This is a genomic window from Streptomyces sp. NPDC050264 (genome assembly GCF_040655895.1).
Lineage (GTDB): Bacteria > Actinomycetota > Actinomycetes > Streptomycetales > Streptomycetaceae > Streptomyces.
The window spans coordinates 195,114-221,906 of record NZ_JBFAKV010000001.1 but is presented as its reverse complement, the minus strand read 5'-3'; the positions used below and the strand labels follow the sequence as shown (position 1 = coordinate 221,906).

Sequence of the window (26,793 nt, the reverse complement as noted above, 5' to 3'; positions counted from 1 at the left end):
CTCGGCCCCCACGGCGAGGGGCCCCGTCAGGGGCGCGAGGAACCGCGCGAGCGACGACGACCGGCACGCGCAAAGAAACCCTGGCTCCCACGGCGAGTGGCCCCTTCAGGGGCGCGGGGAACGGCGCGAGCAACGGCGACGGACGTGCGCGCGCCAGGCAGTCCTCGGCCCCCACGGCGAGGGGCCCCGTCAGGGGCGCGAGGAACCGCGCGAGCGACGGCGACCGGCGCGTGCAAAGAAACCCTGGTTCCCACGGCGAGTGGCCTCGTCCGGGGTGCGGGGATCGGCGCGAGCGACGACGGCCGGCGCGTGCAAAGAAACCCTGGCTCCCACGGCGAGTGGCCTCGTCCGGGGTGCGGGGATCGGCGCGAGCGACGACGACCGGCGCGTGCAAAGAAACCCTGGCTCCCACGGCGAGTGGCCTCGTCAGGGGTGCGGGGATCGGCGCGAGTGACGGCGACGGACGTGCGCGCGCCAGGCAGTCCTCGGCTCTTACGGCGAGGGGTCCCGCCAGGGGTGCGGGGATCGGCGCGAGCGACGACGAGCGGCACGTGCAAAGAAACCCTGGCCTCCACGCCGAGTGGCCTCGTCAGGGGCGCGGGGAACTGCGCAATCAGCCGGCGGGCCCGCACCCGAACACGCCGAGAACAACACACCCGCCGCCCCCGGCAAGGTGTCAGCGGATGTCGACCGGCCCGTCGTCCTCCGCCCGGGGCGCCCCCAGATACCGTTCGATCACCGCGCCCGGGGCCGCCGTCCCCTCCTGCCCGCTCAGGTTCTTGCGGACGGAGTCGAGGATGGTCAGCCCCTGACCGACCAGACCGGCCGCGATCTCGCCGAGCCCGTCCGCCCCGTTCAGCACGTTCACGTTGGCCCCGGCGAGGCCCGCCGACGCCTCCTTCACGATCTGCGGCAGCTGGTCGATGAGCATCCGGTCGAGCGCGACCCGGTCGTACGAGGCCGCCGCCTCGGCCTGGATCTTCATCCGCTCGGCCTCGGCCAGCGCGAGGACCCGGATGCGTTCCGCGTCGGCCTGGGCCGGCTTCACGATCTCGGCGATGAGCTGCTTCTCCCGCAACTCGGCCTGCTTGAGGGCGAGTTCGGTCTGGGCGGCGAGCACTTCCTGCTGGGCGCGGGCCAGCGCCAGCGGACCGGCCTGCTCGGCCTCCGCCTTGGCCCGGTCGACCTCGGCGCTGTATTCGGCCTGCACGATCGCGGTCTGCCGGGCGAACTCGGCCTGCTTACGGGCGGCCGCCTGCTCCGCCTCCGTGGAGGCCTGCGTGGCCTGCGCCTGGGCGATCTGCGCGGCCCGCTGGATGTTGGCCTTGTGCGGCCGGGACATCGCCTCGATGTATCCGGTGCTGCCGTCGTCGATGGACTGGATCTGCAGCGAGTCGACGTGCAGGCCGATCTTGGCCATCTCGGCCTTCGACGTGTCGAGGACTTCGGTGGCGAGCTTCTGCCGCTCGGTGACGATCTCCTCGACGGTCATCGAGCCGATGATGGACCGCAGGTGGCCGGCGAAGATCCGCCCGGTGAGGACGGACATCTGTTCCTGGTCGGAGAGGAAGCGCTGACCGGCGTTGACGATCGACTCGTGGTCGTTGCCGACCTTGAACGCGATGACGGCGCGCACGGTCAGGGCGATGCCCTGCCGGGTCACGCACTTCTCCACGACCTCCGCCTCGCTCATGGCGAGGGAGAGGAAGCGGGTCTTGCGGAACACGGGCAGCACGAACTTCCCGTGTCCGGTGACGACGCGGAACGGCGCTCCCCCCAGTCCCCGCCTGCCGCCCGAGATCAGCATCGCCTCGTCGGGCGCGGGAACGCGATATCCGAACATCCTTGACGTCTCCTTAGCGGGCGCCGCCACCGTCGCCGCCGAGCGGCGGATCGAGCAGTGGATCGCTCCAGGCCATGACGGAGACCTGCCGGTGCCCGCGGGACTCCGTGACCAGTACGGTCGAGCCCCGTGTCAGCGGTTCGTCGGAGTACGCGATGAACGTCTCCGTGCCGCCTCTGACCTGCACCAGCACCTCACCCGGTCCATCGGCCCCACGCGTGCCGATGACCAGTTTCCCCGTACGGCCGACCACGGCCTCGTCCGGCGCCATTGGCGGCCGCCCCCTTGTCGTTCCAGCTCAGATGAGCTCTTGCGAGCCAGACCCTACGCCTGCGTCAACGCCCCTACCATCCACGCGCGGCAAAGATCCGCACCGCGTCAGGGGGCCGCCACATACGTCACCGGATCGCTCCCCGCGACGGCCTCCACCCGGCCCAGTTTCACGAGCCTGCGCAGGTGGGCCTCGGCCTCGGAGACGGCGATGTTCCGTGAACCGTAGGGGATGTCGGCCCAGGGGCGGTTCCATTCCATGCGCTCCGCGAGCTGCCAGGGCGTGAGCGGAGCGGCCAGCAGGGCGCGCAGGTCGGTGAGGCGGGACTCGTGGTGCTCCAGCAACTCCCGTACGCGGGCGGGCGCGTCGGTGAAGGTGTGCTGGTGCGCGGGGAGCACCTCGGCGGGCGCGAGGCGGCCGACGCGTTCCAGGGAGTCGAGGTAGTCGCCGAGCGGATCGGTGGAGCCCTCCTCGACGGCCGGGTCCTCGTACAGGCCGATGTGCGGGCTGATGCCGGGCAGCACGTGGTCCCCGGAGAAGAGGCGGCCGTTGCCGGGCAGGTTCGCCGGGTGGTCCTCCTCCAGGTGCAGGCAGATGTGGCCGGGGGTGTGGCCCGGGGTCCAGATCGCGCGCAGCCGGCGGCCCGGCAGGTCGAGGAGGTCGCCGGGGGTGATCGTGCGGTCGGGCAGGGCGGCGTCGAGTCCGGGCAGGCGGCGCGGGCGGCCCGCCTCGGCCGCGGCGAGCAGCGGCGCGACGTGGTCCTCGGGTGCTCCGGCCGCCAGCAGCTTGGCGCCCATGTACGCGTACCAGCGGGCGGGAGGGTTCTCGCGGGTGCGGCGCACCACCGCCGCGTCCGCCTCGTGCATCGCGATCCACGCCCCGGACGCCTCGCGGACCTTCGCCGACAGGCCGTGGTGGTCGGGGTGGTGGTGGGTGATCAGGACGCCGGTGAGGTCGGTGACCGTGGTGCCGCAGGCGGTGAGGCCCGCGGTCAGCGCGGTCCAGGAGGCGGGGTCGTCCCAGCCGGTGTCGACGAGGACCGGTCCCGCGTCGGTGTCCAGGAGGTAGATGAGCGTGTATCCGAGCGGGTTGTCGGGGATCGGCACGCGGATGCTGTGCACGCCTCCGCCGTGGTCGGTCACCTGCGTCGCCTCTGTCGTCTCCGTCACCGGGCTGCCTCTCCGCCGCCAAGAGCACCTGTCGCCGCGCCGAACTCCCTGCACTGTAATGGAACTTGTAGAACTTGTTTCAATAGTCGCCCCGGCAAACCGTCTCCGGTCTCCCCGGCCGGCCGCCTTCGCGATCGTCCGCCACCCTTCCGGATCCCAACTAGAACTGGTATCAGTTCTGAAACACCGTCAGAAACCGTCACGGAAGCGGAAGTCGCCATGACCGAGCTCGTGGAACACGGACAGCTGTTCATCGGCGGGGAGTTGACCGATCCCCTCGGCAAGGACGTCATCGAGGTGGTCTCCCCGCACACCGGCGAGGTCTTCGGGCGGGTGCCGCACGCCGCGCCCGCCGACGTGGACCGCGCCGTCGCCGTCGCGCGCCGGGCCTTCGACGAGGGGCCCTGGCCGCGGATGGGCCTCGACGAGCGGATCGCCGTCGTCACCCGCATCAAGGACGCCATCGCCGTACGCCACGAGGAGATCGCGAAGGTCATCTCGCAGGAGAACGGCTCCCCCTACTCGTGGTCGGTGCTCGCCCAGGCGCTCGGCGCGATGATGGTGTGGGACTCCGCGATCAACGTCGCGCGAGGATTCACCTACGAGGAGACCCGCGACGGGGCCCTCGGGAAGCTGCTGGTGCGGCGCGAGCCGGTGGGGGTCGTCGCGGCCGTCGTGCCGTGGAACGTGCCGCAGTTCGTCGCCGCCGCCAAACTCGCGCCCGCCCTCCTCGCCGGCTGCACCGTCGTCCTCAAACCGTCGCCGGAAGCACCGCTCGACGCGTACATCCTGGGCGAGATCGCGAAGGAGGCAGGGCTGCCCGAAGGCGTGCTCTCCGTCCTTCCCGCCGACCGCGAGGTGAGCGAGTACCTGGTCGGGCATCCGGGCATCGACAAGATCTCCTTCACCGGTTCCGTCGGGGCCGGGAAGCGTGTGATGGAGGTGGCGGCCCGTCATCTCACGCGCGTGACACTGGAGTTGGGCGGCAAGTCCGCGGCCGTCGTACTGCCCGACGCGGATGTGGAGTCGACCGTCGCGGGGGTCGTGCCCGCCGCCTGGATGAACAACGGGCAGGCCTGCGTCGCCCAGACCCGCATCCTGCTGCCCCGCTCCCGCTACGACGAGTTCGCCGAGGCGTTCACCGCGGCCGCCGCCGCGCTCGTCGTCGGTGACCCGCTCGACCCGGCCACCCAGGTCGGTCCGCTCGTCGCGCGGCGCCAGCAGCGGCGCAACCTCGACTACATCCGCATCGGCCAGGAGGAGGGCGCCAAGATCCTCACCGGCGGCGGCGCACCCACCACGGCCGGCCTGGAGCACGGCTGGTACGTCGAACCGACCCTCCTCGGCGACGTCCACAACGGCATGCGCGTCGCCCGCGAGGAGATATTCGGACCCGTCATCTGCCTCCTCCCGTACGGCGACGAGGACGAGGCCGTGAAGATCGCCAACGACTCCGACTACGGGCTCAGCGGCAGCGTCTGGACGGCCGACGTCGCGCACGGCGTCGACATCGCGCGCCGGGTGCGTACCGGCACGTACAACGTGAACACCTTCAGCCTCGACATGCTCGGCCCCTTCGGCGGCTACAAGAACAGCGGTGTGGGACGGGAGTTCGGGCCCGAGGGGTACAGCGCGTACCTGGAGCACAAGATGATCCACCTGCCCGCCGGATACGAACACGAGGAGGGCTGAGCATGGGCGACCGGTGGCATGTGGAGGTCGACCGGGGCGTGTGCATCGGCTCGGGCATGTGCCTGCACCACGCGCCCGCCGCGTTCCGACTCGACACGGCGCGGCAGTCCCACCCGGAGGAACCCGAGACGGACGCGAACGAGAAGGTGCTGGCGGCGGCCGAGGGCTGCCCCGTCGAGGCGATCGTGATCACGCTCACCGACGGCGGCGAACCGGTGTTCCCGCCCGAGGAGTGACACCTCGAATTCGAACAGGGTGAACGGTACTTTCCTTGTGCGTTTCGCACTGTTTTCTCATGACAGTTGTGACTGTCCGCCTTCCTCGGCCGCATGCGAATCTCGTTGCCGGCCGTCAACGAGATGCCGAGGAGGGCGACCGACGCCATGGACAAGCGGTACGAGGTCTACGCCCTTGCCGATCCGTATTTCTACGAGACGCCCGAACGGCTCTCCGCCGACGGTAAAGCACGGCCCCTGCCCGAGTTCGAGACGGCCCGCAGGGCGGTCCCGGAAGGATGGCGCTCCGACAGCAACGGGGAATGGCTGAATCTCACCCCGCTGGAGCGGGACGGCACGCCCCGTCAGGGGCCGGGGCAGGGCTGGAAGATCCACGCCTCCGCCACCCGCGCCGACGCCGAGAAGATCGCCTCGGCCGTCTGGGACTACTGCGTACCGCGCGGAATTCCCTTCAAATTCGTTCCGGGTCCGCATCTTCTTCACTTACGGAACGCGAAATACGCGGGCCGCGACACCAGCGGAAAGTTCGTCACCATCTATCCGGCGGACGAGGAGAGATGCCACCGGATATTGGAGGAGCTGGGGGAACTGCTGCGCGGCCTCGAAGGGCCGTACATTCTCACTGATCTCCGCTGGGGCGACGGGCCGCTCTATGTGCGCTACGGCGCCTTTTCCCGCCGGCTGGTCGCCAATGAACGCGGCGCGCTCGTCACCGCCATCGAGGACGGCGAGGGCCGCCTCGTGCCCGACAACAGGGACCCCGCCTTCCAGGTCCCCGAATGGGTGCCGCTGCCCGGCTTCCTGAAACCCCACTTCGACGCCCGCAACGCCACGACCGTCACCGACCTCCCGTACCGCTTCGAGAAGGCCCTGCACTTCTCCAACGGAGGTGGCGTCTACCGGGGAGCCGACACCCGCGACGGCCGCACGGTCGTCCTCAAGGAGGGCCGCCCGCACGCGGGCCTCGCCGCCGACGGGGCCGACGCCATCGCCCGCCTGGAGCGCGAGAAGGCCGCACTGGAACGACTGTCGGGGCTCGGTGTGGCGCCCGAGGTGCGTGACTGGTTCCTCATCGGCGACCACCGCTTCCTCGTCATGGACCATGTGCCGGGCCGCCCCCTCAACGCGTTCTTCGCCGAACGCCACCCGCTGCTCGCACCCGACCCGGACCCAGTGGCCGTCGCCGACTACGTGGCCTGGGTGCTGCGGATCGACGCCGCCGTCGAGAAGGCCGTGGCCGCCGTCCACGAGCGCGGCATCGTCTTCAACGACCTGCACCTCTTCAACATCATGGTCGGCCCCGAGGACACCGATGAAGGGGCCGAAGGGCACGAGGAGACGGTCACTCTCATCGACTTCGAGGCCGCCACCCGCGCCGAGGAGAACGACAGCCAGCTCCTCGCCCACCCTGGTTTCTGGGCGCCGCGGGACCGCACCGGCACCGACATCGACCGCTACGCCCTCGCGTGCCTGCGGATCGCCATGTTCCTGCCCGTGACGACCCTGTTCGTCGTGGACCGCGGCAAGGCCGCCCACCTGGCCGAGGTGATCGCCGCCGAATTCCCCACCGTGCCGAGGGAGTTCCTGGACGAGGCGGTCGCCGAGATCACCCGGGGGGCGAGCGACGCACCGGCCGCGACGAGGGGAGCGACCGGCGCCACCCCTCGGATCGGACCCGGCGACTGGCCGCGCAGCCGCGACTCCATGGTCAAGGGCATCCTGGCCTCGGCCACCCCGGAGCGCGACGACCGCCTCTTCCCCGGCGACGTCGCCCAGTTCGCCATCGGCGGCGGCCTCGGTCTCGCCCACGGCGCGGCCGGTGTCCTGTACGCCCTCGCCGAGACCGGTGCCGCCCGCTACGAGCAGGGCGAGCTCTGGCTCCTCGACCACACCGACCCGGTGCCGCCCGGCACCGCGCTCGGCCTCTACGACGGCATCGCCGGCATCGCGTACGTCCTGGACCGGCTCGGGCACCGGCAGCGCTCCCTCGACCTGGTCGACCGCCTGCTGAGCGAGAAGTGGCAGCGGCTCACCGGGGATCTGAACAGCGGACTCTCCGGTGTGGGCCTGGTCCTCGACCATCTCGCCCGCACCACCGGCGAGAGCGACCTGGCCGACCTGGCCCTGGAGGCGGCCGGTCTCGTCGCCGACCGCATCGTCCACGTACGCGACACGGACCGGGCGCCCACCTCGAAGCGGCGGGCCGGACTGATGCGCGGCCTCACCGGGCCCGCCCTGTTCCTGCTGCGCCTGTACGAGCGTACGGGCAGCGCGCAATACCTCGAACTCGCCGGTACAGCACTGGAGTTGGACCTGGACCGGTGCCGGACGGCGTCCGACGGCGGGCTGCACGTCGACGAGGGCTGGCGCACCATGCCCTATCTCGGTGACGGCAGCGCCGGGATCGGCATGGTCCTCGACGAGTACCTGCGGCTCGCCCCTGGCGCGGACCTCGGCGGCCGGGACGCCGAGCAGCTCCGGCAGGGCGTGCTCACCGCCGCGACCTCCCGCTTCTATGTCCAGCCCGGCCTGTTCGAGGGCCGCGCCGGCATGATCCTGCACCTCGCCCGCACCACGACACCGGGTGCCACAGGCGCGCGGCTCGCCGCCCAGATCGACGCCCTGGGCTGGCTGTCGATGCGCTACGAGGGCCAACTCGCCTTCCCCGGGCACCAGATGATGCGCCTGTCCATGGACCTCGGCACCGGCACGGCCGGGTGCCTGCTCGCGCTCGGCGCGGCCCTGGACGAGGAACGCGGCGCCCAGCTGCCCTTCATGCCACCCCCGCGGCGGCCCTGAAGCCGGCTCCGCCTCGGCGCGGAGTCGTGACACAACCGCACAGCACCACCCCGTCCCCACAGAGATGTACATCGACGAAAGGGAAAACCATGGCGCTTCTCGACCTGCAGAGCATGGAAGCCGACGAGACCACCGGCGGAGGCGGCGGCGAAGGCAGCAACGTCAGCCTGCTGCTCTGCGACAAGCACAGCTCCAACAGCACGATCCTGTGTCTGTGACGGTCTGTCCGCCCCGGTGACGTTCTTTCTGTACCGGTGACGGCGGGGCCGCCCCTCGTGGGCGGCCCCGTCCTCGTTTCTCGTTCCCAAGGATGCGACGCACGGATGCGATTACGGATGCGACTACGGATGCGAGGCCAGGTGAAGACGTCCGGCGACGCGCTCCTGCGCACAGCGACCCGGTACAGCGCCGGCCGGTGCGTGGCCCTGTGCCTGCTCACCGTCGCGTCCGCGGGCGTGGGGCTGCTCCTCCCGTACGTCATCGGCCGCACCGTGGACGCCCTGTTCGCCGCGCATTCCGCCGGTGCCGTCGACTCGGTGAGCGGCGACGTCGGGCACTGGCTGCTGACCGCCGCCGCGCTGCTCGGCGGCCTCCTGCTCCTCGACTGCTGCGAGGGCGTCCTGACCGGCACCACCAACGCCCGCACCACGGCCTGGCTGCGCGGCCGCCTCGTCCGCCATGTGCTCGCCACCGGGCCCCGGGCCACCGCGCGGTTCCCCGCGGGCGACCTCGTCGCGCGGCTCGTCGGCAGCACCGCGCAGGCCGGCCCCGCCCCCGCGACCGTGGCCGCCCTCGCCGCCACCCTCGTCCTGCCCGTCGGCGCGATCGTCGCCCTGGGCCTCACCGACCTCTGGCTCGTCGCCGCGTTCCTCGTCGGCGCGCCCGCCCTGGCCCTGCTGCTGCGCACCTTCGCGCGGGCCTCGTCCGACTGCGTCGCCGCCTATCTGCGCGCACAGGGCGACATCGCGACCCGGCTCACCGAGGCGATCGGCGGGGCCCGCACCATCGCCGCCGCGCACACCGCGGACCGGGAGACCACCCGCGTCCTGGAACCGCTGCCCCGGCTCGTGCACCAGGGCCTGCGGTTGTGGCGGGTGCAGGGCCGCGCGAGCGCGGGAGCGGTGGCCCTCGCGCCCCTGCTGCAGATCGCGGTGATCGCCACGGCCGGCCTGCTCCTGCTGCGCCACCGGCTGTCCGTGGGGGAACTGCTCGCCGCGTCCCGCTACGCCGCGCTCGCCACGGGGGTCGGCATGCTCGTCGGCGACATCGCGGCACTCGTCCGCACCCGGGCCGCGGGACAACGTCTCGGCGACGTCCTGGACGAACCCGCGCCACGGCACGGCGAGGCCCGACCCGGGGACGGGGGAGGCCGGCTGGAGCTGCGCGGTGTCACCGTCCACCGCGACGGGCGCACCGTGCTCGACCGCGTGGACCTGACCGTCCCCGCCGGCGAGACCCTCGCCGTGGTCGGCGTGTCCGGCGCGGGCAAGTCGCTGCTCGCCGCCCTCGCGGGCCGTCTCGCCGACCCGGACGACGGGACCGTCCTCCTCGACGGCACCCCGCTGCCCGAGCTGAGCCGCGCCGAGCTCCGCGCCGCGATCGGCTACGCCTTCGAGCGGCCCACCCTGCTGGGCGACACCCTCGCCGACACGATCGCCCTCGGCCCCGACCCCCGTACGACGCACCGGGACCGGATCGTCCGCGCCGCCGAGGCCGCCCACGCCGACGGCTTCGTACGCCGCCTCCCCGACGGGTACGCCACCGCCTGCGCGGACGCCCCGCTGTCCGGCGGTGAGGCCCAACGCCTGGGCCTGGCAAGGGCGTTCGCGCACGGCGGGCGGCTGCTCGTGCTGGACGACGCCCTGTCCAGCCTCGACATGATCACCGAGCGGGAGATCGCCGCCGCCCTGCTGCGGCACGCCCCCGGCACCACCCGCCTCGTCGTCGCCCACCGCGCCACGACCGCCGCCCGCGCCTCCACCGTGGCCTGGCTCGACGCCGGCTCCATCCGCGCGCTCGGCCCGCACGAACGGCTGTGGCGCGACCCCGCCTACCGGGCGGTGTTCGCCGGAGACGGCGACAGCGGCGGGGCAGTGGCCGGGGCCGGTGGGGCGGCGTGACAACGACCCCCTCCGCGACAACGACGCCCTCCGCGACAGCGGCCCCCGCGCGCCCGGGAACGTACCGCCGAGGCCTGCGCTTCCTGCTGCGCCGCCGCGCCACGGTCGCCCGGCTCGCCGCCTGGTCGGTCCTGGAGACGGGGCAGACGTTCCTGCTCGGCTGGGCCCTCGCCCGCGCGCTGGACGACGGGTTCCTCGCCGGGCGCCAGGACATCGGCCTGCTCTGGCTCGGCGTGGCCGTGCTCGGCGTCGCCGCGGGCGCCCTCGGCACGGCCCGCGTCTACGGGGCCGTGGCCGGGCTCGTGGAGCCGCTGCGGGACCTCCTCGTGCGCCGGGTCGTCGAGCGCGGGGTGCGCGGCGGCGACGGGGGAGCGGTGTCGCGCCTCACCCAGCAGGTGGAGATCGCCCGCGACACCTTCGCCGGTCTGATCATGGTGTCCCGGTCCTTCGTGTTCACCGCGACCGGCGCACTGATCGGCTTGTTTTCGCTGGCGCCGGTGCTCCTGCTGGTGGTCGCGCCGCCGCTGGTGGCCGGAGTGGCCCTCTTTCTCGGCACGCTGCGGCCGCTCTCCCGCGGGCAGGAGGCGTTCCTGATCGCCGACGAGAACGTCTCGGCCCGGCTCGCCCTCGTGTGCGCGGGGCTCAGGGACGTCACGGCGGCCGGCGCCGAGGAACCGACGGCCCGGGACGCGGCCACGCTGATCGACCGCGAGTACCGGGCGGCACGCACGCTGGCGTGGTGGGCGGTGCCCCGGGTGCTCGCGCTCGGCATCGGCGGACAACTGCCGCTTCTGCTCCTCCTGGCGACGGCGCCGTGGACGCTCGACCGCGGGGTGAGCCCGGGCGCCCTGGTCGGCGCCCTCGCCTACGTCAGCCAGTCCCTGCTGCCCGCCCTGCAGAACCTGGTCCACGGTCTGGGCACGGGTGGTTCACGGCTGGCGGTCGTGCTGCGCAGACTGACGCACGAGACCGGCCAACAGGCCCAGCCTGCGCAGGAGTTGGCGGACACACGACCCGATGCGGCCGCACCCGCTCTGGAGGCGTCGTCGCTGACCTTCGCGTACGGGCCCGGTGCGGAACCGGTCCTCGACGGCCTCGACCTGACCGTCCCCCGGGGCGGCCACCTGGCGATCGTGGGCCCCAGCGGCACCGGCAAGTCCACCCTGGCCGGGCTCGCCGCGGGGCTGCTCGTCCCCGGGGCGGGGGAGATCCGGGTGCGCGGGCTGCCCGCGCGCTCCCCGCGGGCGGCGGCGGAACGCGTGCTGATCCCGCAGGAGGCGTACGTCTTCAGCGGCACCCTGCGCGCCAACCTCACCTATCTGCGCCCGGACCCGGTGCCCGACGATGAACTCGTCGGCGCCGCGGCCGCGATCGGGCTCGCCGCGTTGCTCGGGCGCCTCGGCGGGCTCGACGCCCCGCTCGACCCGACGGCCCTGTCGGCAGGGGAGCGGCAGCTGATCGCGCTGACCCGCGCCTATCTCTCGTCCGCGCCCCTGGCCGTGCTCGACGAGGCCACCTGCCATCTCGACCCGGCGGCGGAGCGGCGCGCGGAGAGGGCGTTCGCCACCCGGCCCGGGGGCACCCTGGTGGTCGTCGCCCATCGGATCAGCTCCGCCCACCGGGCCGACCGGATCCTCGTCATGGACGGCCCGCGTACCGTCTGCGGCCGTCACGAGGAGTTGCTCGGGTGTTCGCCGCTCTACCGCGAGCTGGCCGGGGCGTGGGGTCTGCCGGCGACGTCACAGCCAGCCCTCGCCCTGGGAGATGCGGATCGCGTCGATCCTGTTGCGGGCGCCGACCTTGCGGGTGATGGCGGCCATGTAGTTGCGCACCGTGCCGTTGGACAGATGGAGCTTGCGCGCGATCTCGGAGACCGAGGCGCCCTCGGCGGCGAGTGACAAGACCCCTAACTCTCTTCTCGTCAAAGGGGTCTGAGAGGCCTTCAGGAACCCGAATCCGAGGGAGTCGTCGACGAAGCGCTGCCCCCGGGCCACCTGTCTGATGCCGGTGAGGAGCCGTTCCACGGGGCCGTCCTTGTCCACGTAACCGAGAGCCTGCGCCTCCACGGCCCGGCGCAGCGGCCCGGGCCTGCTGGCGGTGGCGAGCACGACCAGTGCGCACCTCAGCTCCGCCAACGGCGGTATGCCGTAGGGCGATTCGCAGTCCAGGTCGGCTACGCAGATCTGCGGCCTGAGCGTGCGCGCCCTCCCCGGCGCGCTGCGCCAGGATGTGTGGTGCACCTCCAGGTCCGGTTCCTTCGCCAGCTGTTCGGCGAGCGCCGAACGCATCAGACAGGAGTCGTGCACAAGAAGTACCCGAGTCACGTCCGCCCCCTCAAAGCCGTCTGCTCCGGTTGCCTCTTCCAGCGCATGAGCAATTCAACCTTCGGGTGCCCCGAAGCGGATGGACAGAACTGGCCAACGGCGGCAGGGGCTCAGCCGTGGCTGGGATCAGTCAGGTCGATGAGCTTGCAGACCGTCTCGATGTCGATCTTGACCTGGGCGATCGAGGCCCGGCCCGACAGCCACGTGATGAGCGCCGAGTGCCAGGTGTGCTCGATGACCCGGACCGCCGAGAGCTGCGCGGGGGTCGGGTCGTCGAGTTCCATCGCGTCCAGGATGATCGCCGTCGTCTGCCGGGACACCTGGTCGACCTCGGGGCTCACACTGCGGTCCGCGAACGTCAGGGCGCGGACCATCGCGTCGGCCAGATGCGGCTCGCGCTGCAGCGCCCGGAAAGCGCGCATCAGGGTCTCCGCGACCCGCTCGGAGGGCGAGTCCGAGGACGGCGGACGCTTGCGGACCGTGGTGTGCATGTGCTGCAGCTGGTCCTGCATGGTGGCGACCAGCAGATGGACCTTGCTCGGGAAGTAGCGGTACAAGGTGCCGAGGGCGACCTGCGAGGACTCGGCGACCTCGCGCATCTGCACCGCGTCGAAGCCGCCGCGCGACGCCAGCTGGGCGCTCGCGTGCAGGATGCGGCGGCGCCGCGCCTCCTGCCGCTCGGTGAGAGCGGGGGCACCTTGCGCAGAGCTTCTGCCGTCCGGAGCTGTCATCAGTTCGCTTCCGTGTCCCGTGGTCCAGGCCGTGGCGTGAATCACCCGATCCACCGTTCGCAGCCTCGCTACCTGCCGGTAGATTCGGTGCTCATTGAACGATCAAGTCTGAAACTTGTTCTAGATTAGCGTCCCCACGTACTGTCCAGTGTCCACGGGCAAGCAGGAAGAAGGGTGGCCTGGAGTGACCGCGGAGTCGTTGCGCATCGCTCTCCTCACGTACAAGGGCAACCCGTTCTGCGGGGGCCAGGGTGTGTACGTGCGGCACCTCTCCCGCGAGCTGGCCCGTCTGGGGCACCGCGTCGAGGTCATCGGTGCCCAGCCCTACCCCGTCCTCGACGAGGGCGAGGAACTGGCCGGGCTCACGCTCACCGAGCTGCCCAGCCTCGACCTCTACCGCAGCCCCGACCCGTTCCGTACCCCGAAGCGCGACGAGTACCGCGACTGGGTCGACGCCGTCGAGGTCGGCACCATGTGGACCGGCGGCTTCCCCGAACCGCTGACGTTCTCGCTGCGCGCCGGGCGCCATCTGCGCGCCAGACGCGGCGAGTTCGACGTCGTGCACGACAACCAGACCCTCGGATACGGACTCCTCGGTGGCCCCGCCTCGCTCGGCGCCCCGCTGGTCACCACCATCCACCACCCCATCACCGTCGACCGGCAACTGGAGCTGGACGCCGCCGCGAACTGGCGGCGGCGGATGTCGGTGCGCCGCTGGTACGCGTTCACGCGCATGCAGAAGCGCGTCGCGCGCCGCCTGCCGTCCGTGCTCACCGTCTCCGGCACCTCCCGCGACGAGATCGTCCAGCACCTCGGGGTGCGCGAGAGCCGGATCAGCGTCGTCCACATCGGCGCCGACACCGACCTCTTCTCGCCGAATCCCGCGGTGCCCGAGGTACCCGGCCGGATCGTCACGACGTCCAGCGCCGACGTACCGCTCAAGGGGCTCGTGTTCCTCGTCGAGGCGCTCGCCAAGGTGCGGGCCGAGCAGCCCGACGCGCATCTCGTCGTCGTCGGCAAGCGCGCCGAGGACGGCCCCGTCGCCCAGGCCATCGAGCGGTACGGGCTCGAGGGCGCCGTCCAGTTCGTCAAGGGCATCAGCGACCAGGAACTCGTCGACCTCGTGCGCTCCGCGCAGGTCGCGTGCGTGCCCTCGCTCTACGAAGGGTTCTCGCTGCCTGCCGCCGAGGCCATGGCCACCGGCACTCCGCTCGTCGCCACCACCGGCGGCGCGATCCCCGAGGTCGCGGGCCCCGACGGCGAGACCTGCCTCGCGGTGCCCACCGGCGACCCGGACGCCCTCGCCGCCGCCCTCATCCGGATGCTCGGCGACCCGGCCCTGCGCGCCCGCCTCGGCGCCGCGGGACGCGCCCGCGTCCTGGCCCGGTTCACCTGGGCGCGGGCCGCGCAGGGCACCGCAGAGCTGTACCGCGCGGCCATCGACAAGGCTCCCGCCGCGCCCGTACGACCCCACCAGGAAACCTCTCAGGAAAGCAGGGCCACGTGCTGACCGTCGACTTCACCCGCTTCCCCCTCGCCGCGGGTGATCGCGTCCTCGACCTCGGGTGCGGAGCCGGCCGGCACGCCTTCGAGTGCTACCGGCGCGGGGCGCAGGTCGTCGCGCTCGACCAGAACGCGGAGGAGATCGCCGAGGTCGCCAAGTGGTTCGCCGCCATGAAGGAGGCCGGCGAGGCCCCGGCGGGCGCCACGGCCACCGCGATGGAGGGCGACGCGCTCCACCTGCCGTTCCCCGACGAGTCGTTCGACGTCGTCATCATCAGCGAGGTGATGGAGCACATCCCCGACGACAAGGGTGTGCTCGCCGAGATGGTGCGCGTGCTCAAGCCCGGCGGCCGCATCGCCGTCACCGTGCCGCGCTACGGCCCGGAGAAGGTGTGCTGGGCGCTCTCCGACGAGTACCACGAGGTCGAGGGCGGCCACATCCGCATCTACAAGGCCGACGAACTGCTCGGCCGGATGCGCGAAGCGGGCCTGAAGCCGTACGGCACGCACCACGCGCACGCCCTGCACGCCCCGTACTGGTGGCTCAAGTGCGCGTTCGGCGTCGACAACGACAAGGCGCTGCCGGTGAAGGCGTACCACAAGCTCCTCGTCTGGGACATCATGAAGAAGCCCGCCCTCACCCGGGTCGCCGAGCAGCTCCTGAACCCCGTCGTCGGCAAGAGCTTCGTCGCCTACGCCACCAAGCCGCACCTGCCGAAGGCCAGCGGGGCCGCTGCGTGAGCAGCCCCGAGCGGACCGAACTCCTCGTACTCGACGGTGTTCTGACAGCCGATCAGGCCGCGCACACGGTGCGCGGCCTGCTGGCCGTGCAGCGCCCGGACGGCGCCATCCCGTGGTTCCGCCGCCACCACCTCGACCCGTGGGACCACACCGAGACAGCCATGGCGCTCGACGTGGCCGGCGAGCACGAGGCCGCGGCACGCGCCTACGAATGGCTCGCCCGGCACCAGAACGAGGACGGTTCCTGGTACGCCGCCTACCAGGACGGCGACCCGGACGACGTCACCGACCGCGGCCGCGAGACCAACTTCGTCGCGTACGTGGCCGTCGGCGTCTGGCACCACTACCTCTCCACCGGCGACGACGCGTTCCTGGACCGCATGTGGCCCGTGGTGTGCGCGGCGGTCGAGTTCGTGCTGCGGCTCCAGCAGCCCGGCGGCCAGATCGGCTGGAAGCGCGACGCCGACGGGAGCGACGTCAACGACGCGCTCCTGACCGGCAGTTCGTCGATCCACCACGCCCTGAGGTGCGCGCTCGCGATCGCCGATGAACGCGAAGAGCCGCAACCCGACTGGGAGTTGGCCGTCGGCGCGCTGCGCCACGCGATCCGGCGCCACCCCGAGCGGTTCCTCGACAAGGACCGCTACTCCATGGACTGGTACTACCCGGTGCTCGGCGGCGCGCTGCGCGGGGCCGAGGCGGAGGCGCGTATCGAAGGCGACTGGGAGCGGTTCGTGGTGCCGGGGCTCGGCGTGCGCTGCGTCGTGCCGAACCCCTGGGTGACGGGCGGCGAGAGCGCCGAACTCGCCCTGGCCCTCTGGGCGATGGGCGAGTCCGACCGCGCGCTGACGATCCTCCAGGACATCCAGCACCTGCGGGACCCGCGGTCCGGGCTCTACTGGACCGGCTACGTCTTCGAGGACCGGGCCGTGTGGCCCGAGGAACTCACGACGTGGACCGCGGGCTCCGTGCTGCTCGCCGTGGCGGCGCTCGGCGGGGACGAGGCGACCTGCCAGGTGTTCGGCGGCGACCTGCTCCCCTCCGGCGTCGAACCGGAGTGCTGCGGCTGAGGGGTGCGCGGGGCCTCAGTGCCGGCGGAGCCGGTTCGCGACCGCGTGGCCGACGAACAGGTAGACGACCGCCGCGAGGCCGTAGCCCGCGACGACGCGCGCCCATGCCTCGTCGAAGGTGAACAGGTCATGCGACCAGCCGGCCAGCCAGCCCGCCGCGTCATGGACGAACTGCACCAGGTCGTTGCCCCGGTTCGCGTCCAACAGATACATCAGGATCCAGAGGCCGAGGATGAAGGCCAGGATGTCTGCAATGATCATGACAACACGGCCGGCTTCGCTGGTGCCTCGGTAGTGCCGATTGGGAGACATGAACTTCTGATGTCCCCGATTCCGGCCAGGAAACACGGCGGAAAACACGGACGGGCCCGCCCGGGATGCAGGGCCGCGGGGGCCGGGTGAGGCTGCCAGGAGTACAGCCCCCACTGGAGGTACCCGCCGTGCTCAGCACCCCCCTTCCCGTACGACGTCTCGTCGTGTCCGTGCTCATGTGCGGCACGCTGCTGGCCGGAACCACGGCGTGCGGCGGCGACGACTCGAACGCGACGTCCCAGCCCAGCGCCACCGGCACGGTCGAGAAGCAGAAACTCGCCAAGACCCGGTTCGTGGCCAACGCGGGCATCGCGGCCGGCGCCACCTACCAGTGGATCGTGAAGCCGTGGAAGGCCGGCAAGTTCAAGAGTGGCGCGGACGGACGCAAGTTCGCGCTCGTCAAAGCGGGCCTCGCGGGCGCGCTCACCTACAACCGGCTGCAGGCCGCGGTGAAGAACGCCAAGGGCGATCCCACGCTCTCCAAGGCGGTCGCCCCGCTCACCTCGGGCATCGACGCCCTCAAGGACCTGCCGAGCAAACTGCGCAAGGGTGACGGCGCCGACTCGGTGTCCTCCTCCTTCGACGACATCATCAACAAGGTCAAGGACGCGGGAAAGAGCGCGGGCGCCGACGTCAAGGACAAGGTGCCGTCGGCGTCCGAACTGCGCAACGCGGGCTCATGAGTTGAGCTCCGCGAGGACGCGCAGGGTGACCGGGTCCGGCGACAGGACGAGCAGGTCCGTCACCGGGCCCTCGCGCCACGCCTCCAGCCGCTCGGCGATGCGCGCACGCGGGCCGACGAGCGAGATCTCGTCGGCGAACGCGTCCGGCACCGCGAGCACCGCCTCCTCGCGCCGTCCCTCGGCGAACAGTTCCTGGATGCGGCGGGCCTCGGCCTCGTACCCCATGCGCGCCATGAGATCGGCGTGGAAGTTACGGGTGCTGTGCCCCATGCCGCCGATGTAGAACCCGAGCATGGCCTTGACGGGCAGCAGCCCCTCGGCGACGTCGTCGCAGACCTGCGCCCGGGCCATCGGCGCGATCATGAAGTCCCCGGGCAGCTCGGTGAGCGCGGCCTCGTACACATCGGTCCTGGCCGGCGACCAGTACAGCGGCAGCCAGCCGTCCGCGATCCGCGTCGTCTGCGCGATGTTCTTCGGCCCCTCGGCGCCGAGCAGGACCGGCAGACCGGCGCGGAGGGGATGGGTGATGGGCTTGAGCGGCTTGCCGAGCCCGGTCCCGTCCTCGCCCCGGTACGGGAGCGCGTGAAAGCGGCCGTCGACCTCCACGGGCCCCTCGCGCCGCAGCACCTGGCGCACGACGTCGACGTACTCGCGGGTCGCCGTCAGGGGGGAGCGGGGGAACGGCCGCCCGTACCAGCCCTCGACCACCTGCGGCCCGGACAGACCGAGGCCCAGCATCATCCGGCCGCCGGAGAGATGGTCCAGGGTGAGGGCGTGCATCGCGGTCGTGGTGGGCGAGCGGGCCGCCATCTGCGCGATGGCGGTACCGAGCCGGATGCGGCTCGTGTGCGCGGCGAACCAGGTCAGCGGAGTGAAGGCGTCACTGCCCCAGGACTCCGCGGTCCACACCGAGTCGTACCCCAGCTCCTCCGCTTCCCGTACGAGGGCGAGGTGGCCGGGGTCCGGCCCGCGCCCCCAGTAGCCGAGTGCGAGTCCGAGCCGCATGCGCGCCCCCTCCGGCGACGGTGACAGGTATCTGACGACCAGTCAGTTCTGGGTTCGGGGGGCGACTGTACGCGAAAGGCCCCTCGCCCGGAAGGTGGGCGAGGGGCCTCGGGAGGCGCGAAGGATCAGCCGCGCTGAATCCCCGTGGTGTCCTGCAGCACGCCGCGACGGCCGTCCTGCGTCTGGGCGACGAGGCCCGGTCCGCGCTGCTCGACGGCCAGGTACCACGTACCCGGCGCCAGTTCGGCGATCGGCGTCGGCGAGCCGTCCTCCGCGTACAGCGGACGCGGCACCGGCACGGCGAACCAGAACGGCGAGAAGTCCCCGGCGGGCTGCCCGCCCTGCGGAGCACCCTGCGCCGGAGCGGCGGCCTGCTGCGGCTGCCCACCGAACGGCTGGCCACCGCCGGGCTGACCGGGACCGGGATGCCCCGGCTGCGCACCGTACGGCTGACCCGGACCGGGCTGACCCGGCTGCTGCTGGGCGCCCGGGTACCCGTAGGCACCCTGCGGCTGACCACCGTAGGGCTGCGGCTGCTGCGGGCGCGGGGCACCGACGAGGGCGGCCTTGAGGGCCGGGACCAGGGGGGTGGCGATCGCGGCGGCGGCCATGACCAGGGTGGCGATCAGAGCGAGGATGGCGCCGATGCCCGCGTCGGCACTGTCCGATCCGTTGCCGATGTTGTTCGCGCCGCCCGACGGGTCGAAGATGTTGCCGAGGGCGGCCCATGCGGCGAGCACGGTGCACGCGACACCGAACTGGCCCAGATCCAGCCCGGCCACCTTGCGAGGCTGCGGCAGCCCCCGCGAGACGACGATGAGAACCGCGCCGATGACGCCCGCAAGGACCACGCTCATCAGCAGCGGGCCGCTGCTCCAGGAGTTCGGAAGATCGACGCCGTCGGGCGCACCGTCGAACGAGTAGATGTCGAGGAACGAGGCGATCAACAGCAACACCGCTGCTCCGATCACCACGCCGTCGCCTCGAGTGAGGGAGCGGATATTCACTTCAGGGTCCTTCGTCAGTCGTCTCGTCGTCGGAGGAGGCGGCGCCTAGCGCGGGGGTGGCCCCTCATCGTACGAGGGACACTATCGTCCGGGTCCTGTGGGTGTCTGCCGAGATCCACAGGGTGACAGCTACCCGCGCAGGAAACTCACGATTCCCTCAGAGAGACCCTGGGCCGCCTTCTGCCGCCACGCGCCGGAGGTCAGCCGGCCCGCGTCCTGGGCGTCCCTCATGTTGCCGCATTCGATGAAGACCTTGGGCACCCGCGACAGATTGAGTCCGCCCAGGTCACTGCGGGTGTCCAGGCCCGTGCCGCCGCCGATGTAGTTCGACGGGGGCTGGCCTGTGACCTGGATGAACTTGCCCGCGATGCGCTCGCCGAGGTCGCGCGAGGAGGCGACGATCGGGCGGGTGTCCGCGGTGCCCGCGTGCACGGATGCGGGAAGGATCACATGGAAGCCGCGGTTGCCGACGGCGGAGCCGTCCGCGTGGACGGAGATCGCGGCGTCGGCCTTCGCCGTGTTGCCGATGCGGGCGCGCTCGTCGACGCAGGGACCCCAGGCCCGGTCGCCGTTCTGCGTCAACCGCACGGTGGCGCCCTGCTGTTGGAGGATCGTGCGCAGGCGGCGCGAGACGTCCAGCGTGAACTGGGCTTCCGTGTAACCGGCGTTGGTGGACGTGCCGGTGGTGTCGCACTCTTTGCTGGCATTGCCGACGTTCACGGTGCGATTGATATCGGCCGTGTGCTGAAAGTTACCCGGATTGTGACCCGGGTCGATGACGACGACCTTGCCCGCGAGCGGTCCCGTGCCGCCGCCCGCCGCTTTCGAGGGTGCCTTCGGCGTCGGCTTCTCGGAGGGGGACGCGGAGGATTTCGACGGGGAGGCGCTCGGCGGCTTCGCGTCCGAGTCCGAGGGGGTCCCGGCCGCGGAGGCCGACGACTGGCTCGGCGCCGGGAGTGTCTTCGGCGGCTCGCTCTCGCCCGGGCTGTTCACGACCGACCACAGCAGCCATGCCGCGAGCGCGGTCGGCACGAGCGCGGCGAAGGTGACCAGCACGGGCCGGCCGCGGAACCGACGCCCGCCGGGCCCCCGCCGCGGGTCGTCGTCACGGTAGAAGTCATCAAAGTCGTCCGGTTCCGGACCTACGTACGACACGTTCCCGACCTTAACCGCGCGCTCAGATCCCCGCTCCTGTTCGTCGCAGGACTCGTAGCGAGTCGTGCTCCGAGATCTCGGTGAACGCGCCGGACGCGAGCGCCCGCTGATACACGCGGTACGGCGCCTGACCCGTCCACTCGTCGTGCTTGACGGGGAAGACGTCGTGGATGGCGAGCAGACCGCCGTCGGCGACGTGCGGGGCCCAGCCCTCGTAGTCGGCGGTGGCGTGCTCGTCGGTGTGGCCGCCGTCGATGAAGACGAGGCCGAGCCTGCCGCCCCAGGCCCTGGCCACCTGCGGGGAGCGGCCGACCAGCGCGATCACGTGTTCCTCCAGGCCCGCCGCGTGCAGCGTGCGGCGGAAGGTGGGGAGCGTGTCCATCAGTCCGACCACCGGATCGACCGTCTCCGGGTCGTGGAAGTCCCACCCGGGCTGCTGCTCCTCGCTGCCCCGGTGGTGGTCGACCGTGAGCGCGGGGACGCCGGCCGCGCGGGCGGCGTCGGCGAGCAGGATCGTGGAGCGGCCGCAGTACGTGCCGACCTCCAGGAGCGGCAGCCCGAGCGCCGCCGCCTCGGCCGCGGCGGCGTACAGCGCGAGGCCCTCGCCGAGCGGCATGAAGCCCTTGGCCTTCTCGAAGGCGGCGAGGACGTCCGGGGCCGGGGTGCTCCCTGAAGTGGTCATGCCGCCCATGCTGCCGTACTCCGTCGGATGCCTGCTCAGCAGCCCTGCCCCAAGGCTGAGCCGTTCTGCTGAAGGGCTCAGCAGCCCTGCCACAGGCGGGTCATGACGCGGACGCCGAACCGCAGGCCGTCCAGCGGGACGCGCTCGTCGACGCCGTGGAACAGCCGCCCGTAGTCCAGGTCGGCCGGCAGCTTCAGGCCCTTGAAGCCGAAGCAGCGGATGCCGAGGTGGGTGAAGGCCTTGGCGTCGGTGCCGCCCGGGTTGCAGTAGGGGACCGGATGGCCGTCGGGGTCCTCGGCGCGTACCGCGTCGCACATGGCGTCGACGAGCGGGCCGTCGAACGTCGTCTCCATGGCGATGTCGTGGTTGACCCACTCGCGGGAGACGGAGGGCAGGAGCAACGCGTCGATGGCGTCGACGAGTTCCTGCTCGTGGCCGGGGAGGAAGCGGCCGTCGACGCGGGCCGTGGCCTTCCCGGGGATGACGTTGGTCTGGTACCCGGCGGTGAACATGGTGGGGTTCGCGGAGTTGCGGAGCACCACCTGCATGAAGTCGGCGACCGGGCCCAGCTGGGCGAGCTCGGTGTCCAGGTCCTCGGCCTCGAAGTCGATCCGCACGCCCTTGAGGTCGGCGGCCTCGGCCAGCAGTGCCCGTACCGGCTCGATCAGGCGGATGGGGAAGGTGTGGCGGCCGATGCGGGTGAGGGACTCGGCGAGGTCCGTCACGGCGTTCTCGTCGTTGGGGGAGGAGCCGTGCCCGGCGCGGCCGGTCGCGGTCAGCTCCATCCAGGCCATGCCGCGCTGGGCGTTCTCGATCGGGTAGAGGCGCCGGGTGTCGTCGAGCGCGTAGGAGAAGCCGCCGCCCTCGCCGATCGCCTCGGTGACGCCCGCGAACAGGTCGGGCCGGTGCTCGACGAGCCAGTGCGCGCCGAACCTGCCGCCCGCCTCCTCGTCGGCGAGGAACGCGAGCACGAGGTCGCGGGACGGCTTGATGCCCGTACGGGCGAAGTGGCGGGCGGTGGCCAGCATGACGGCCACCGTGTCCTTCATGTCGATGGCGCCGCGGCCCCACAGATAGCCGTCGCGGATCTCGCCGGAGAACGGCGGGACCTGCCACTCGGCGGCATCGGCGGGGACGACGTCGAGGTGGCCGTGGACCAGCAGGGCGCCCCGGTCGCGGTCGGTCCCCTCGATCCGGGCGATGACGCTGGCGCGGCCGGGCGCGCTCTCCACCAGTTCGGAGTCGATGCCGGCCTCGGCGAGGCGGGCCACGACCCAGTCGGCGCAGGCCCGCTCGGAGCTGGTCGGATTGGAGGTGTCGAAGCGGATCAGCTCGGCGCAGAGTTCGACGACTTCGCGCTGCGCTTCTTCTGAGGCCAAGGTGGTCATGCCGCTCCTACGGGGGCTTGCTCGGCGGCGGTCCCGGATGCCGGGGCGTCGTCGGTGTCGTTCAGGGTGGTGGTGCCGTACGTCCTGATCCAGCCCAGCAGTCCGAGCACGGTGTAGAGGACGAACGCGGTGGCCAGGGAGTTCAGGGCCGGGATGCCGCCGTCGTAGAACTTGCCGACGCAGAACGCGGCGGCCCAGATGACCAGCGACATCGGCACCCAGGTCGGCGAGGTCGTGGGCAGGGTGCCCGCCCCGCGGGTCTCGTCGAGCGGCCTGCGCATCCGGCGGACCACCCAGTACTCGGCGACGACGATGCCGCCGATGGGCGGGATGGCCACGCCGAGGACCGTCAGGAAGTCGGTGAAGTGGGTCATGATGCCGACCGCCGAGAGGGCGGTGCCCGCGATGCCGAGGCCGATGGTGACCGCGCCGCGGTGCAGGCGCTTCTTGAAGACGACCTGGAAGAAGTTGACGACGCCGAGCGAGGAGCCGTACAGGTTCCAGTCGTTGATCTTCGCGGTCGACATCAGGACGACGAGGACGCCGAAGACGCCGGACGTGGAGAGGACGATCTGCGAGACCTCGTTGCTCTTGACCATGTGGCCGAGGAGCACGCCGGTCAGGCCGACGATGTACTCGGAGAGGATCATCGAGGACGCCGACTGCAGGAAGACGTGCGCGCCCTTCTTGTTGTAGCGGGTCATCTCCGGGGAGACGATCGCGCCGGTCATGTAGCCGCCCGCGATGGCGGTCGCGGCCACCGACAGCGGGATCGTCTGGCCCGGCGGCGGGGAGCTGATCAGATCGCCGATCGAGTGCTCGCTGAGCGCGTCGATCACGGACCAGGCCACCATCGCGAAGAAGAGCGGGGTCACGATCTTCGCCATGACCGCCATGTAGCGGAAGCCGAAGATGACGAGGACCGTGATGGCGAGTCCGGCCACGATGCACCACAGCCACGACGGGCCGCCGACCAGCGCCGAGACGCTGTTGCCGAAGATCGTGTTCTGCACGCCGAACCAGCCGACGAGGCTGACCGCGATCACGAAGCTGACCAGCGCCGAACCGTTGCGCCCGAAGCCGACCCAGCGGGTCAGCAGCGGTGTCGAGAGGCCTTCGCGCATGCCCGCGTAGCCGATCAGGAAGATGACGACTTCGAGGATGACGGCGCCGAGGGTGAACGCGAGGAACGCGTCGCCGAAGGTCATGCCGACGCCGATGGTGGCGCCCAGCGTGAACTGCGAGATGGACCCGGACTGGGCGAGCCACTGCAGCAGCATCGTCCAGAAGCCGAGGCGCTGGTCGCGGGGGACCCGGGACAGCGCGTAGTCGTCACTGCCCACGTTCTTCTTGGTGGTGGCCATGACGTTCACGACTCCCTGGAAGCGCGGCCGAGGGTCTGCAGGTGGGCCAGCGAGCCGTAGCGGCCGACGAGGCCGTCGAACTCCACCGCGTCGTGGAAGTCGAGCCGGCCGCCGCCGAAGGCCTTCGCGGTCTCGACGGCGAACCGGGCCGCGGCCGCGATGTCCGTCTCGTGGCTCGCGCCCGTCTGGCAGCCGGGGACCGCGGCGGCCGAGGTGACCGCGAGGCCGACGACCGGTGCGGCGGTCGCCGTGGCCGGCTGCAGGATCGAATTGATGTGATGTACACCGTTACCGTACGGCGTGATGTCCTGTGTGGTCACGGGGTACGTGACCAACGGCTCACCGGTGACGACGGCCAGCAGTTCGCCGAGCTGCTCGCTCACCCGCAGCACCCACCCCTCCTTGACCGTGGGGGACAGGGCGAGACCCTTGTGGTTGATGATCCGGTTGCCCTTGGTGGTGTCGATGGAGAGCACGGCCTCCATGTCCTCGGTCACCTCGTGCCGGTTCATCGTCGCGATGTCGACCGGCGAGTCCATGAACGGGACCGGGTCGTGCGGCGCGGTCGGCGCGTCCGGGCAGATGTGGGTGGCGACGACGACGTCCCCTTCGAGCACGTCGCCGCGGCGGCGCATGTCGAGGAGCTTGGCGGCCGTCGCGAGCGCGGCGATCGCGCCGTCCGCGTCGGAGACCAGGCCGGTCATCTCCGGTCGGGCGCCCACGCCGCCGAGCCGCCCGACGACACCGAGCGTGCGGGCGCTGCCGCCGCTGCTCCTGCCCTTGCTGCCCGGGATGCGGACGAGCACGAAGTCGGTCGAGCCGCGCTCGCCGTCGACCGTGGTCACCTCGGCGCCCGAGCCCTCCAGGCCCGCGAGCGAGTCGAGGTGGGCGACGGCGCGCTTGCCGTCGGCGTGGGGGTCGTCCAGCAGATCGACGACATCCAGGACGTACTTCAGCATGTGGGTCCTCTCCCTGCCTCGCGGCGCTCCCATGGCGCTCACGCAGCGGTCATACGGCGCTCATGAAGCGCTGGTGCTGACAGCAGACTCCGGATCGGATAGCGTTCTCGGCAACTCTTTCCCGTTATTTGCAATTAAGGTCTGGATGGTGAGATGGCGTGGCGGACATCCCGCTCGACGACCGGAAGACCCCGGCCGGCGCGCTGCAGACCGTCGACCGCGCCCTGCTGGTGCTGCTCGCCTTCGAGCGGACCCGGCCCGACTGGGGCGTGACCGAGGTCGCCGCCGAGTTCGGCTGGGACACCTCGGTCGCCCAGCGGCTCCTGTCGACGCTGGCCGGGCGCGGCTTCCTGGTCTCGGACCCGGTGACGCGGCGCTACCGGATCGGCCCCGCCGTGCTGCGGCTCGGCCGCCTCTGGGAGCGCTCGGGCTCGCTGGAGCTGCTGGCCGGGCCGGTCCTGGAGGAGCTGCGCGCCGCGACCGGCGACACGGTCCTGTTCTGCCTGCCCGACAGCTTCCACATGCGGTGCGTCGCCGCCGTCGAGGGCGAGGAGGGGCCGCTGCGCTACTACCCGCTGGTCGGCGAGCTGTACCCGGCGCACGCCGGAGCCACCAGCAAGTCGTACTACGCGTATCTGCCGGACGAGCAGCGCCACCGGCTCTTCCGGGGCCGCCCCATGGCCCGCTTCACCGAGCGCACGGTCACCGACCCGGACGAGCTGGAGCGGGAGTTCCTCACGGTCCGCGCCCAGGGGTACGCCTGGACGGTCGGCGAGTACGACGCCGGGATCGGCACCGTCGCCGTACCGGTGTTCCTCGGACGCGAGCCGTACGGGAGCCTCAGCCTCGGCGCCGCCAAGGAGCGCTTCCCGGACGGGCCCGGCGACCGCCTCGACGTGCTGCGCAGGGCGGCCGGCCTGCTGGAGAAGCGGCTCACCCACCCGCCGCAGCGCCGCCGCCGGTCCGCTCCCGCCAACTGACCTCCCTCGCAAGCCCGCTGATAGGAACCACCCTTCTCATGAACCTGCTGCTTCTCTCCAACTCCACCCAGCACGGCCGCGGTTACCTCGAACACGCCCTGGACACCGTCACCGGCTTCCTGCCCGCGAAGGCCCGCCTCGCCTTCGTGCCGTACGCGCTCGCCGACCATGACGCGTATACGGCGAAGGTGCGCGGCGCGCTGGAGGGAGCCGGGATCGACGTGCGCGGCGTCCACGAGGACGGCGGCCCGCTGGCCCAACTGGCTGCTGCCGACGCGGTGTTCGTCGGCGGCGGCAACTCCTTCCGGCTGCTGAGCGCGCTGTACCGGACGGGGCTGCGGGAAGCCGTGACGAAGGCCGTCCGCGCGGGCCTGCCGTACATGGGCGCCAGCGCCGGGACCAACATGGCCGCGCCCACCCTCCGTACGACCAACGACATGCCGATCGTGCAGCCCCCGTCCTTCGAGACGCTGGGCCTGGTCCCCTTCCAGATCAACCCGCACTACCTCGACCCGGACCCGGCCTCCACGCACAAGGGCGAGACCCGCGAGGAGCGGCTCACCGAGTTCCTGGAGGAGAACGACGTGCCGGTGCTCGGGCTCCGCGAGGGCTCGTGGCTGCGGGTGTCGGGGGAGCGCGCCACGGTGGAGGGCGGGCGTGATGCCCGGATCTTCCGCCGAGGGGCCACTCCGCGAGAGGTGGCGCCCGGCTCCGACGTCTCCGAACTCCTCGGCTGCGAACCGCGGTTCGACGCCTGAC

24 protein-coding genes and 1 pseudogene are annotated in these 26,793 nt (G+C 71.7%); 12 read left to right on the top strand and 13 right to left on the bottom strand.

The features are described 5' to 3' along the window. Window positions 1-676: 676 nt before the first annotated feature. The 3 genes from AB0J02_RS01030 to AB0J02_RS01020 all read right to left on the bottom strand — a co-directional run bounded on the left by AB0J02_RS01030 (window position 677) and on the right by AB0J02_RS01020 (window position 3,283). Window positions 677-1,843, bottom strand: coding sequence for an SPFH domain-containing protein (locus AB0J02_RS01030; protein ID WP_363191384.1), 1,167 nt, complete (start codon window positions 1,841-1,843; stop codon window positions 677-679). A gap of 13 nt (window positions 1,844-1,856) precedes the next feature. Continuing rightward, window positions 1,857-2,114, bottom strand: coding sequence for a hypothetical protein (locus AB0J02_RS01025; protein WP_363191383.1), 258 nt, complete (start codon window positions 2,112-2,114; stop codon window positions 1,857-1,859). Window positions 2,115-2,221: 107 nt separating this feature from the next. After that, a complete protein-coding gene (locus AB0J02_RS01020; protein WP_363191382.1) occupies window positions 2,222-3,283 on the bottom strand; it encodes an MBL fold metallo-hydrolase in 1,062 nt (353 codons plus the stop codon). A 219-nt stretch (window positions 3,284-3,502) separates the two neighbouring features. On the opposite strand from AB0J02_RS01020, the gene AB0J02_RS01015 reads away from it, so the two are divergent. From AB0J02_RS01015 to AB0J02_RS00990, 6 genes are all read left to right on the top strand, one after another. Then, window positions 3,503-4,975 carry an aldehyde dehydrogenase gene (locus AB0J02_RS01015; RefSeq protein ID WP_363191381.1) on the top strand — a complete coding sequence of 491 codons (1,473 nt, stop codon included), beginning with the start codon at window positions 3,503-3,505 and terminating at the stop codon, window positions 4,973-4,975. A gap of 2 nt (window positions 4,976-4,977) precedes the next feature. Continuing rightward, window positions 4,978-5,211, top strand: coding sequence for a ferredoxin (locus AB0J02_RS01010; protein ID WP_363191380.1), 234 nt, complete (start codon window positions 4,978-4,980; stop codon window positions 5,209-5,211). Window positions 5,212-5,358: 147 nt separating this feature from the next. Next, complete coding sequence (lanKC, locus tag AB0J02_RS01005) at window positions 5,359-8,010, top strand: class III lanthionine synthetase LanKC (protein WP_363191749.1); 2,652 nt, start codon at window positions 5,359-5,361, stop codon at window positions 8,008-8,010. An 89-nt stretch (window positions 8,011-8,099) separates the two neighbouring features. Continuing rightward, on the top strand, window positions 8,100-8,228 hold the full coding sequence (locus AB0J02_RS01000; RefSeq protein WP_363191379.1) for a SapB/AmfS family lanthipeptide: 129 nt from the start codon (window positions 8,100-8,102) through the stop codon (window positions 8,226-8,228). Between the two features lie 129 nt (window positions 8,229-8,357). Continuing rightward, window positions 8,358-10,130 carry an ABC transporter ATP-binding protein gene (locus tag AB0J02_RS00995; RefSeq protein WP_363191378.1) on the top strand — a complete coding sequence of 591 codons (1,773 nt, stop codon included), beginning with the start codon at window positions 8,358-8,360 and terminating at the stop codon, window positions 10,128-10,130. Between the two features lie 74 nt (window positions 10,131-10,204). After that, window positions 10,205-12,028, top strand: a complete 1,824-nt coding sequence (locus AB0J02_RS00990) for an ABC transporter ATP-binding protein (protein WP_363191748.1) — start codon at window positions 10,205-10,207, stop codon at window positions 12,026-12,028. On the opposite strand, the pseudogene AB0J02_RS00985 reads toward AB0J02_RS00990, so the two are convergent. Then, window positions 11,954-12,418: pseudogene (locus AB0J02_RS00985) on the bottom strand (response regulator transcription factor); the annotation flags it as partial. The gene AB0J02_RS00990 and the pseudogene AB0J02_RS00985 overlap by 75 nt on opposite strands. Window positions 12,419-12,564: 146 nt before the next feature. Next, a complete protein-coding gene (locus tag AB0J02_RS00980; RefSeq protein ID WP_363191377.1) occupies window positions 12,565-13,185 on the bottom strand; it encodes a TetR family transcriptional regulator in 621 nt (206 codons plus the stop codon). 184 nt (window positions 13,186-13,369) lie between these two features. Between AB0J02_RS00980 and AB0J02_RS00975 the strand changes: the two genes are divergently transcribed. Genes AB0J02_RS00975 through AB0J02_RS00965 form a run of 3 tightly spaced genes read left to right on the top strand, consistent with a single transcriptional unit; the run spans window position 13,370 to window position 16,499 of the window. Further along, the gene (locus AB0J02_RS00975) at window positions 13,370-14,695 is read left to right on the top strand and encodes a glycosyltransferase family 4 protein (RefSeq protein ID WP_363191376.1); all 1,326 of its coding nucleotides are present in this window, start codon (window positions 13,370-13,372) and stop codon (window positions 14,693-14,695) included. Then, window positions 14,689-15,429 carry a class I SAM-dependent methyltransferase gene (locus AB0J02_RS00970; protein ID WP_363191375.1) on the top strand — a complete coding sequence of 247 codons (741 nt, stop codon included), beginning with the start codon at window positions 14,689-14,691 and terminating at the stop codon, window positions 15,427-15,429. Before AB0J02_RS00975 ends, AB0J02_RS00970 begins: the two co-directional genes overlap by 7 nt. Further along, window positions 15,426-16,499 carry a prenyltransferase gene (locus AB0J02_RS00965; protein WP_363191374.1) on the top strand — a complete coding sequence of 358 codons (1,074 nt, stop codon included), beginning with the start codon at window positions 15,426-15,428 and terminating at the stop codon, window positions 16,497-16,499. Before AB0J02_RS00970 ends, AB0J02_RS00965 begins: the two co-directional genes overlap by 4 nt. A 15-nt stretch (window positions 16,500-16,514) precedes the next feature. On the opposite strand, the gene AB0J02_RS00960 is transcribed toward AB0J02_RS00965, so the two are convergent. Then, window positions 16,515-16,811 carry a hypothetical protein gene (locus AB0J02_RS00960; protein ID WP_363191373.1) on the bottom strand — a complete coding sequence of 99 codons (297 nt, stop codon included), beginning with the start codon at window positions 16,809-16,811 and terminating at the stop codon, window positions 16,515-16,517. Window positions 16,812-16,987: 176 nt separating this feature from the next. Here AB0J02_RS00960 and AB0J02_RS00955 point away from each other — a divergent pair, with 176 nt between their 5' ends. After that, window positions 16,988-17,494, top strand: coding sequence for a hypothetical protein (locus tag AB0J02_RS00955; protein WP_363191747.1), 507 nt, complete (start codon window positions 16,988-16,990; stop codon window positions 17,492-17,494). Here AB0J02_RS00955 and AB0J02_RS00950 read toward each other — a convergent pair. The 7 genes from AB0J02_RS00950 to AB0J02_RS00920 form a co-directional block, all read right to left on the bottom strand. Beyond that, window positions 17,489-18,499 carry an LLM class F420-dependent oxidoreductase gene (locus AB0J02_RS00950; RefSeq protein ID WP_363191372.1) on the bottom strand — a complete coding sequence of 337 codons (1,011 nt, stop codon included), beginning with the start codon at window positions 18,497-18,499 and terminating at the stop codon, window positions 17,489-17,491. The two genes, AB0J02_RS00955 and AB0J02_RS00950, sit on opposite strands and share 6 nt — an antisense overlap. 125 nt (window positions 18,500-18,624) lie before the next feature. Then, the gene (locus AB0J02_RS00945) at window positions 18,625-19,506 is read right to left on the bottom strand and encodes a hypothetical protein (RefSeq protein WP_363191371.1); all 882 of its coding nucleotides are present in this window, start codon (window positions 19,504-19,506) and stop codon (window positions 18,625-18,627) included. A gap of 129 nt (window positions 19,507-19,635) precedes the next feature. Then, window positions 19,636-20,562, bottom strand: a complete 927-nt coding sequence (locus tag AB0J02_RS00940; protein WP_363191746.1) for an N-acetylmuramoyl-L-alanine amidase — start codon at window positions 20,560-20,562, stop codon at window positions 19,636-19,638. Between the two features lie 121 nt (window positions 20,563-20,683). Continuing rightward, window positions 20,684-21,352: a class I SAM-dependent methyltransferase gene (locus AB0J02_RS00935; RefSeq protein ID WP_363191370.1), complete on the bottom strand. Its 669-nt coding sequence runs from the start codon at window positions 21,350-21,352 to the stop codon at window positions 20,684-20,686. 68 nt (window positions 21,353-21,420) lie between these two features. Next, window positions 21,421-22,731 (bottom strand): M20/M25/M40 family metallo-hydrolase, encoded by a 1,311-nt coding sequence (locus tag AB0J02_RS00930; RefSeq protein WP_363191369.1) that lies wholly within the window; start codon window positions 22,729-22,731, stop codon window positions 21,421-21,423. Beyond that, window positions 22,728-24,095 carry a cytosine permease gene (locus AB0J02_RS00925; RefSeq protein WP_363191368.1) on the bottom strand — a complete coding sequence of 456 codons (1,368 nt, stop codon included), beginning with the start codon at window positions 24,093-24,095 and terminating at the stop codon, window positions 22,728-22,730. The genes AB0J02_RS00930 and AB0J02_RS00925 overlap by 4 nt, the downstream gene beginning before the upstream one ends. A gap of 5 nt (window positions 24,096-24,100) precedes the next feature. Then, the gene (locus AB0J02_RS00920; RefSeq protein WP_363191367.1) at window positions 24,101-25,054 is read right to left on the bottom strand and encodes a DUF1177 domain-containing protein; all 954 of its coding nucleotides are present in this window, start codon (window positions 25,052-25,054) and stop codon (window positions 24,101-24,103) included. 158 nt (window positions 25,055-25,212) lie between these two features. Between AB0J02_RS00920 and AB0J02_RS00915 the strand changes: the two genes are divergently transcribed. After that, complete coding sequence (locus AB0J02_RS00915) at window positions 25,213-26,034, top strand: IclR family transcriptional regulator (RefSeq protein ID WP_363191366.1); 822 nt, start codon at window positions 25,213-25,215, stop codon at window positions 26,032-26,034. Window positions 26,035-26,072: 38 nt separating this feature from the next. Further along, window positions 26,073-26,792, top strand: a complete 720-nt coding sequence (gene pepE / locus AB0J02_RS00910; RefSeq protein WP_363191365.1) for a dipeptidase PepE — start codon at window positions 26,073-26,075, stop codon at window positions 26,790-26,792. Window position 26,793: the final 1 nt, after the last annotated feature.

Bases quoted from the DNA above. Each gene is read 5' to 3' on its own strand.
- AB0J02_RS01030 (WP_363191384.1), bottom strand. From the start codon at position 1,843: ATGTTCGGATATCGCGTTCCCGCGCCCGACGAGGCGATGCTGATCTCG.
- AB0J02_RS01025 (WP_363191383.1), bottom strand. From the start codon at position 2,114: ATGGCGCCGGACGAGGCCGTGGTCGGCCGTACGGGGAAACTGGTCATC.
- AB0J02_RS01015 (WP_363191381.1), top strand. From the start codon at position 3,503: ATGACCGAGCTCGTGGAACACGGACAGCTGTTCATCGGCGGGGAGTTG.
- AB0J02_RS01010 (WP_363191380.1), top strand. From the start codon at position 4,978: ATGGGCGACCGGTGGCATGTGGAGGTCGACCGGGGCGTGTGCATCGGC.
- lanKC (WP_363191749.1), top strand. From the start codon at position 5,359: ATGGACAAGCGGTACGAGGTCTACGCCCTTGCCGATCCGTATTTCTAC.
- AB0J02_RS01000 (WP_363191379.1), top strand. From the start codon at position 8,100: ATGGCGCTTCTCGACCTGCAGAGCATGGAAGCCGACGAGACCACCGGC.
- AB0J02_RS00995 (WP_363191378.1), top strand. From the start codon at position 8,358: ATGCGAGGCCAGGTGAAGACGTCCGGCGACGCGCTCCTGCGCACAGCG.
- AB0J02_RS00980 (WP_363191377.1), bottom strand. From the start codon at position 13,185: ATGACAGCTCCGGACGGCAGAAGCTCTGCGCAAGGTGCCCCCGCTCTC.
- AB0J02_RS00960 (WP_363191373.1), bottom strand. From the start codon at position 16,811: ATGTCTCCCAATCGGCACTACCGAGGCACCAGCGAAGCCGGCCGTGTT.
- AB0J02_RS00955 (WP_363191747.1), top strand. From the start codon at position 16,988: ATGTGCGGCACGCTGCTGGCCGGAACCACGGCGTGCGGCGGCGACGAC.
- AB0J02_RS00950 (WP_363191372.1), bottom strand. From the start codon at position 18,499: ATGCGGCTCGGACTCGCACTCGGCTACTGGGGGCGCGGGCCGGACCCC.
- AB0J02_RS00935 (WP_363191370.1), bottom strand. From the start codon at position 21,352: ATGGGCGGCATGACCACTTCAGGGAGCACCCCGGCCCCGGACGTCCTC.
- AB0J02_RS00930 (WP_363191369.1), bottom strand. From the start codon at position 22,731: ATGACCACCTTGGCCTCAGAAGAAGCGCAGCGCGAAGTCGTCGAACTC.
- AB0J02_RS00925 (WP_363191368.1), bottom strand. From the start codon at position 24,095: ATGGCCACCACCAAGAAGAACGTGGGCAGTGACGACTACGCGCTGTCC.
- AB0J02_RS00920 (WP_363191367.1), bottom strand. From the start codon at position 25,054: ATGCTGAAGTACGTCCTGGATGTCGTCGATCTGCTGGACGACCCCCAC.
- pepE (WP_363191365.1), top strand. From the start codon at position 26,073: ATGAACCTGCTGCTTCTCTCCAACTCCACCCAGCACGGCCGCGGTTAC.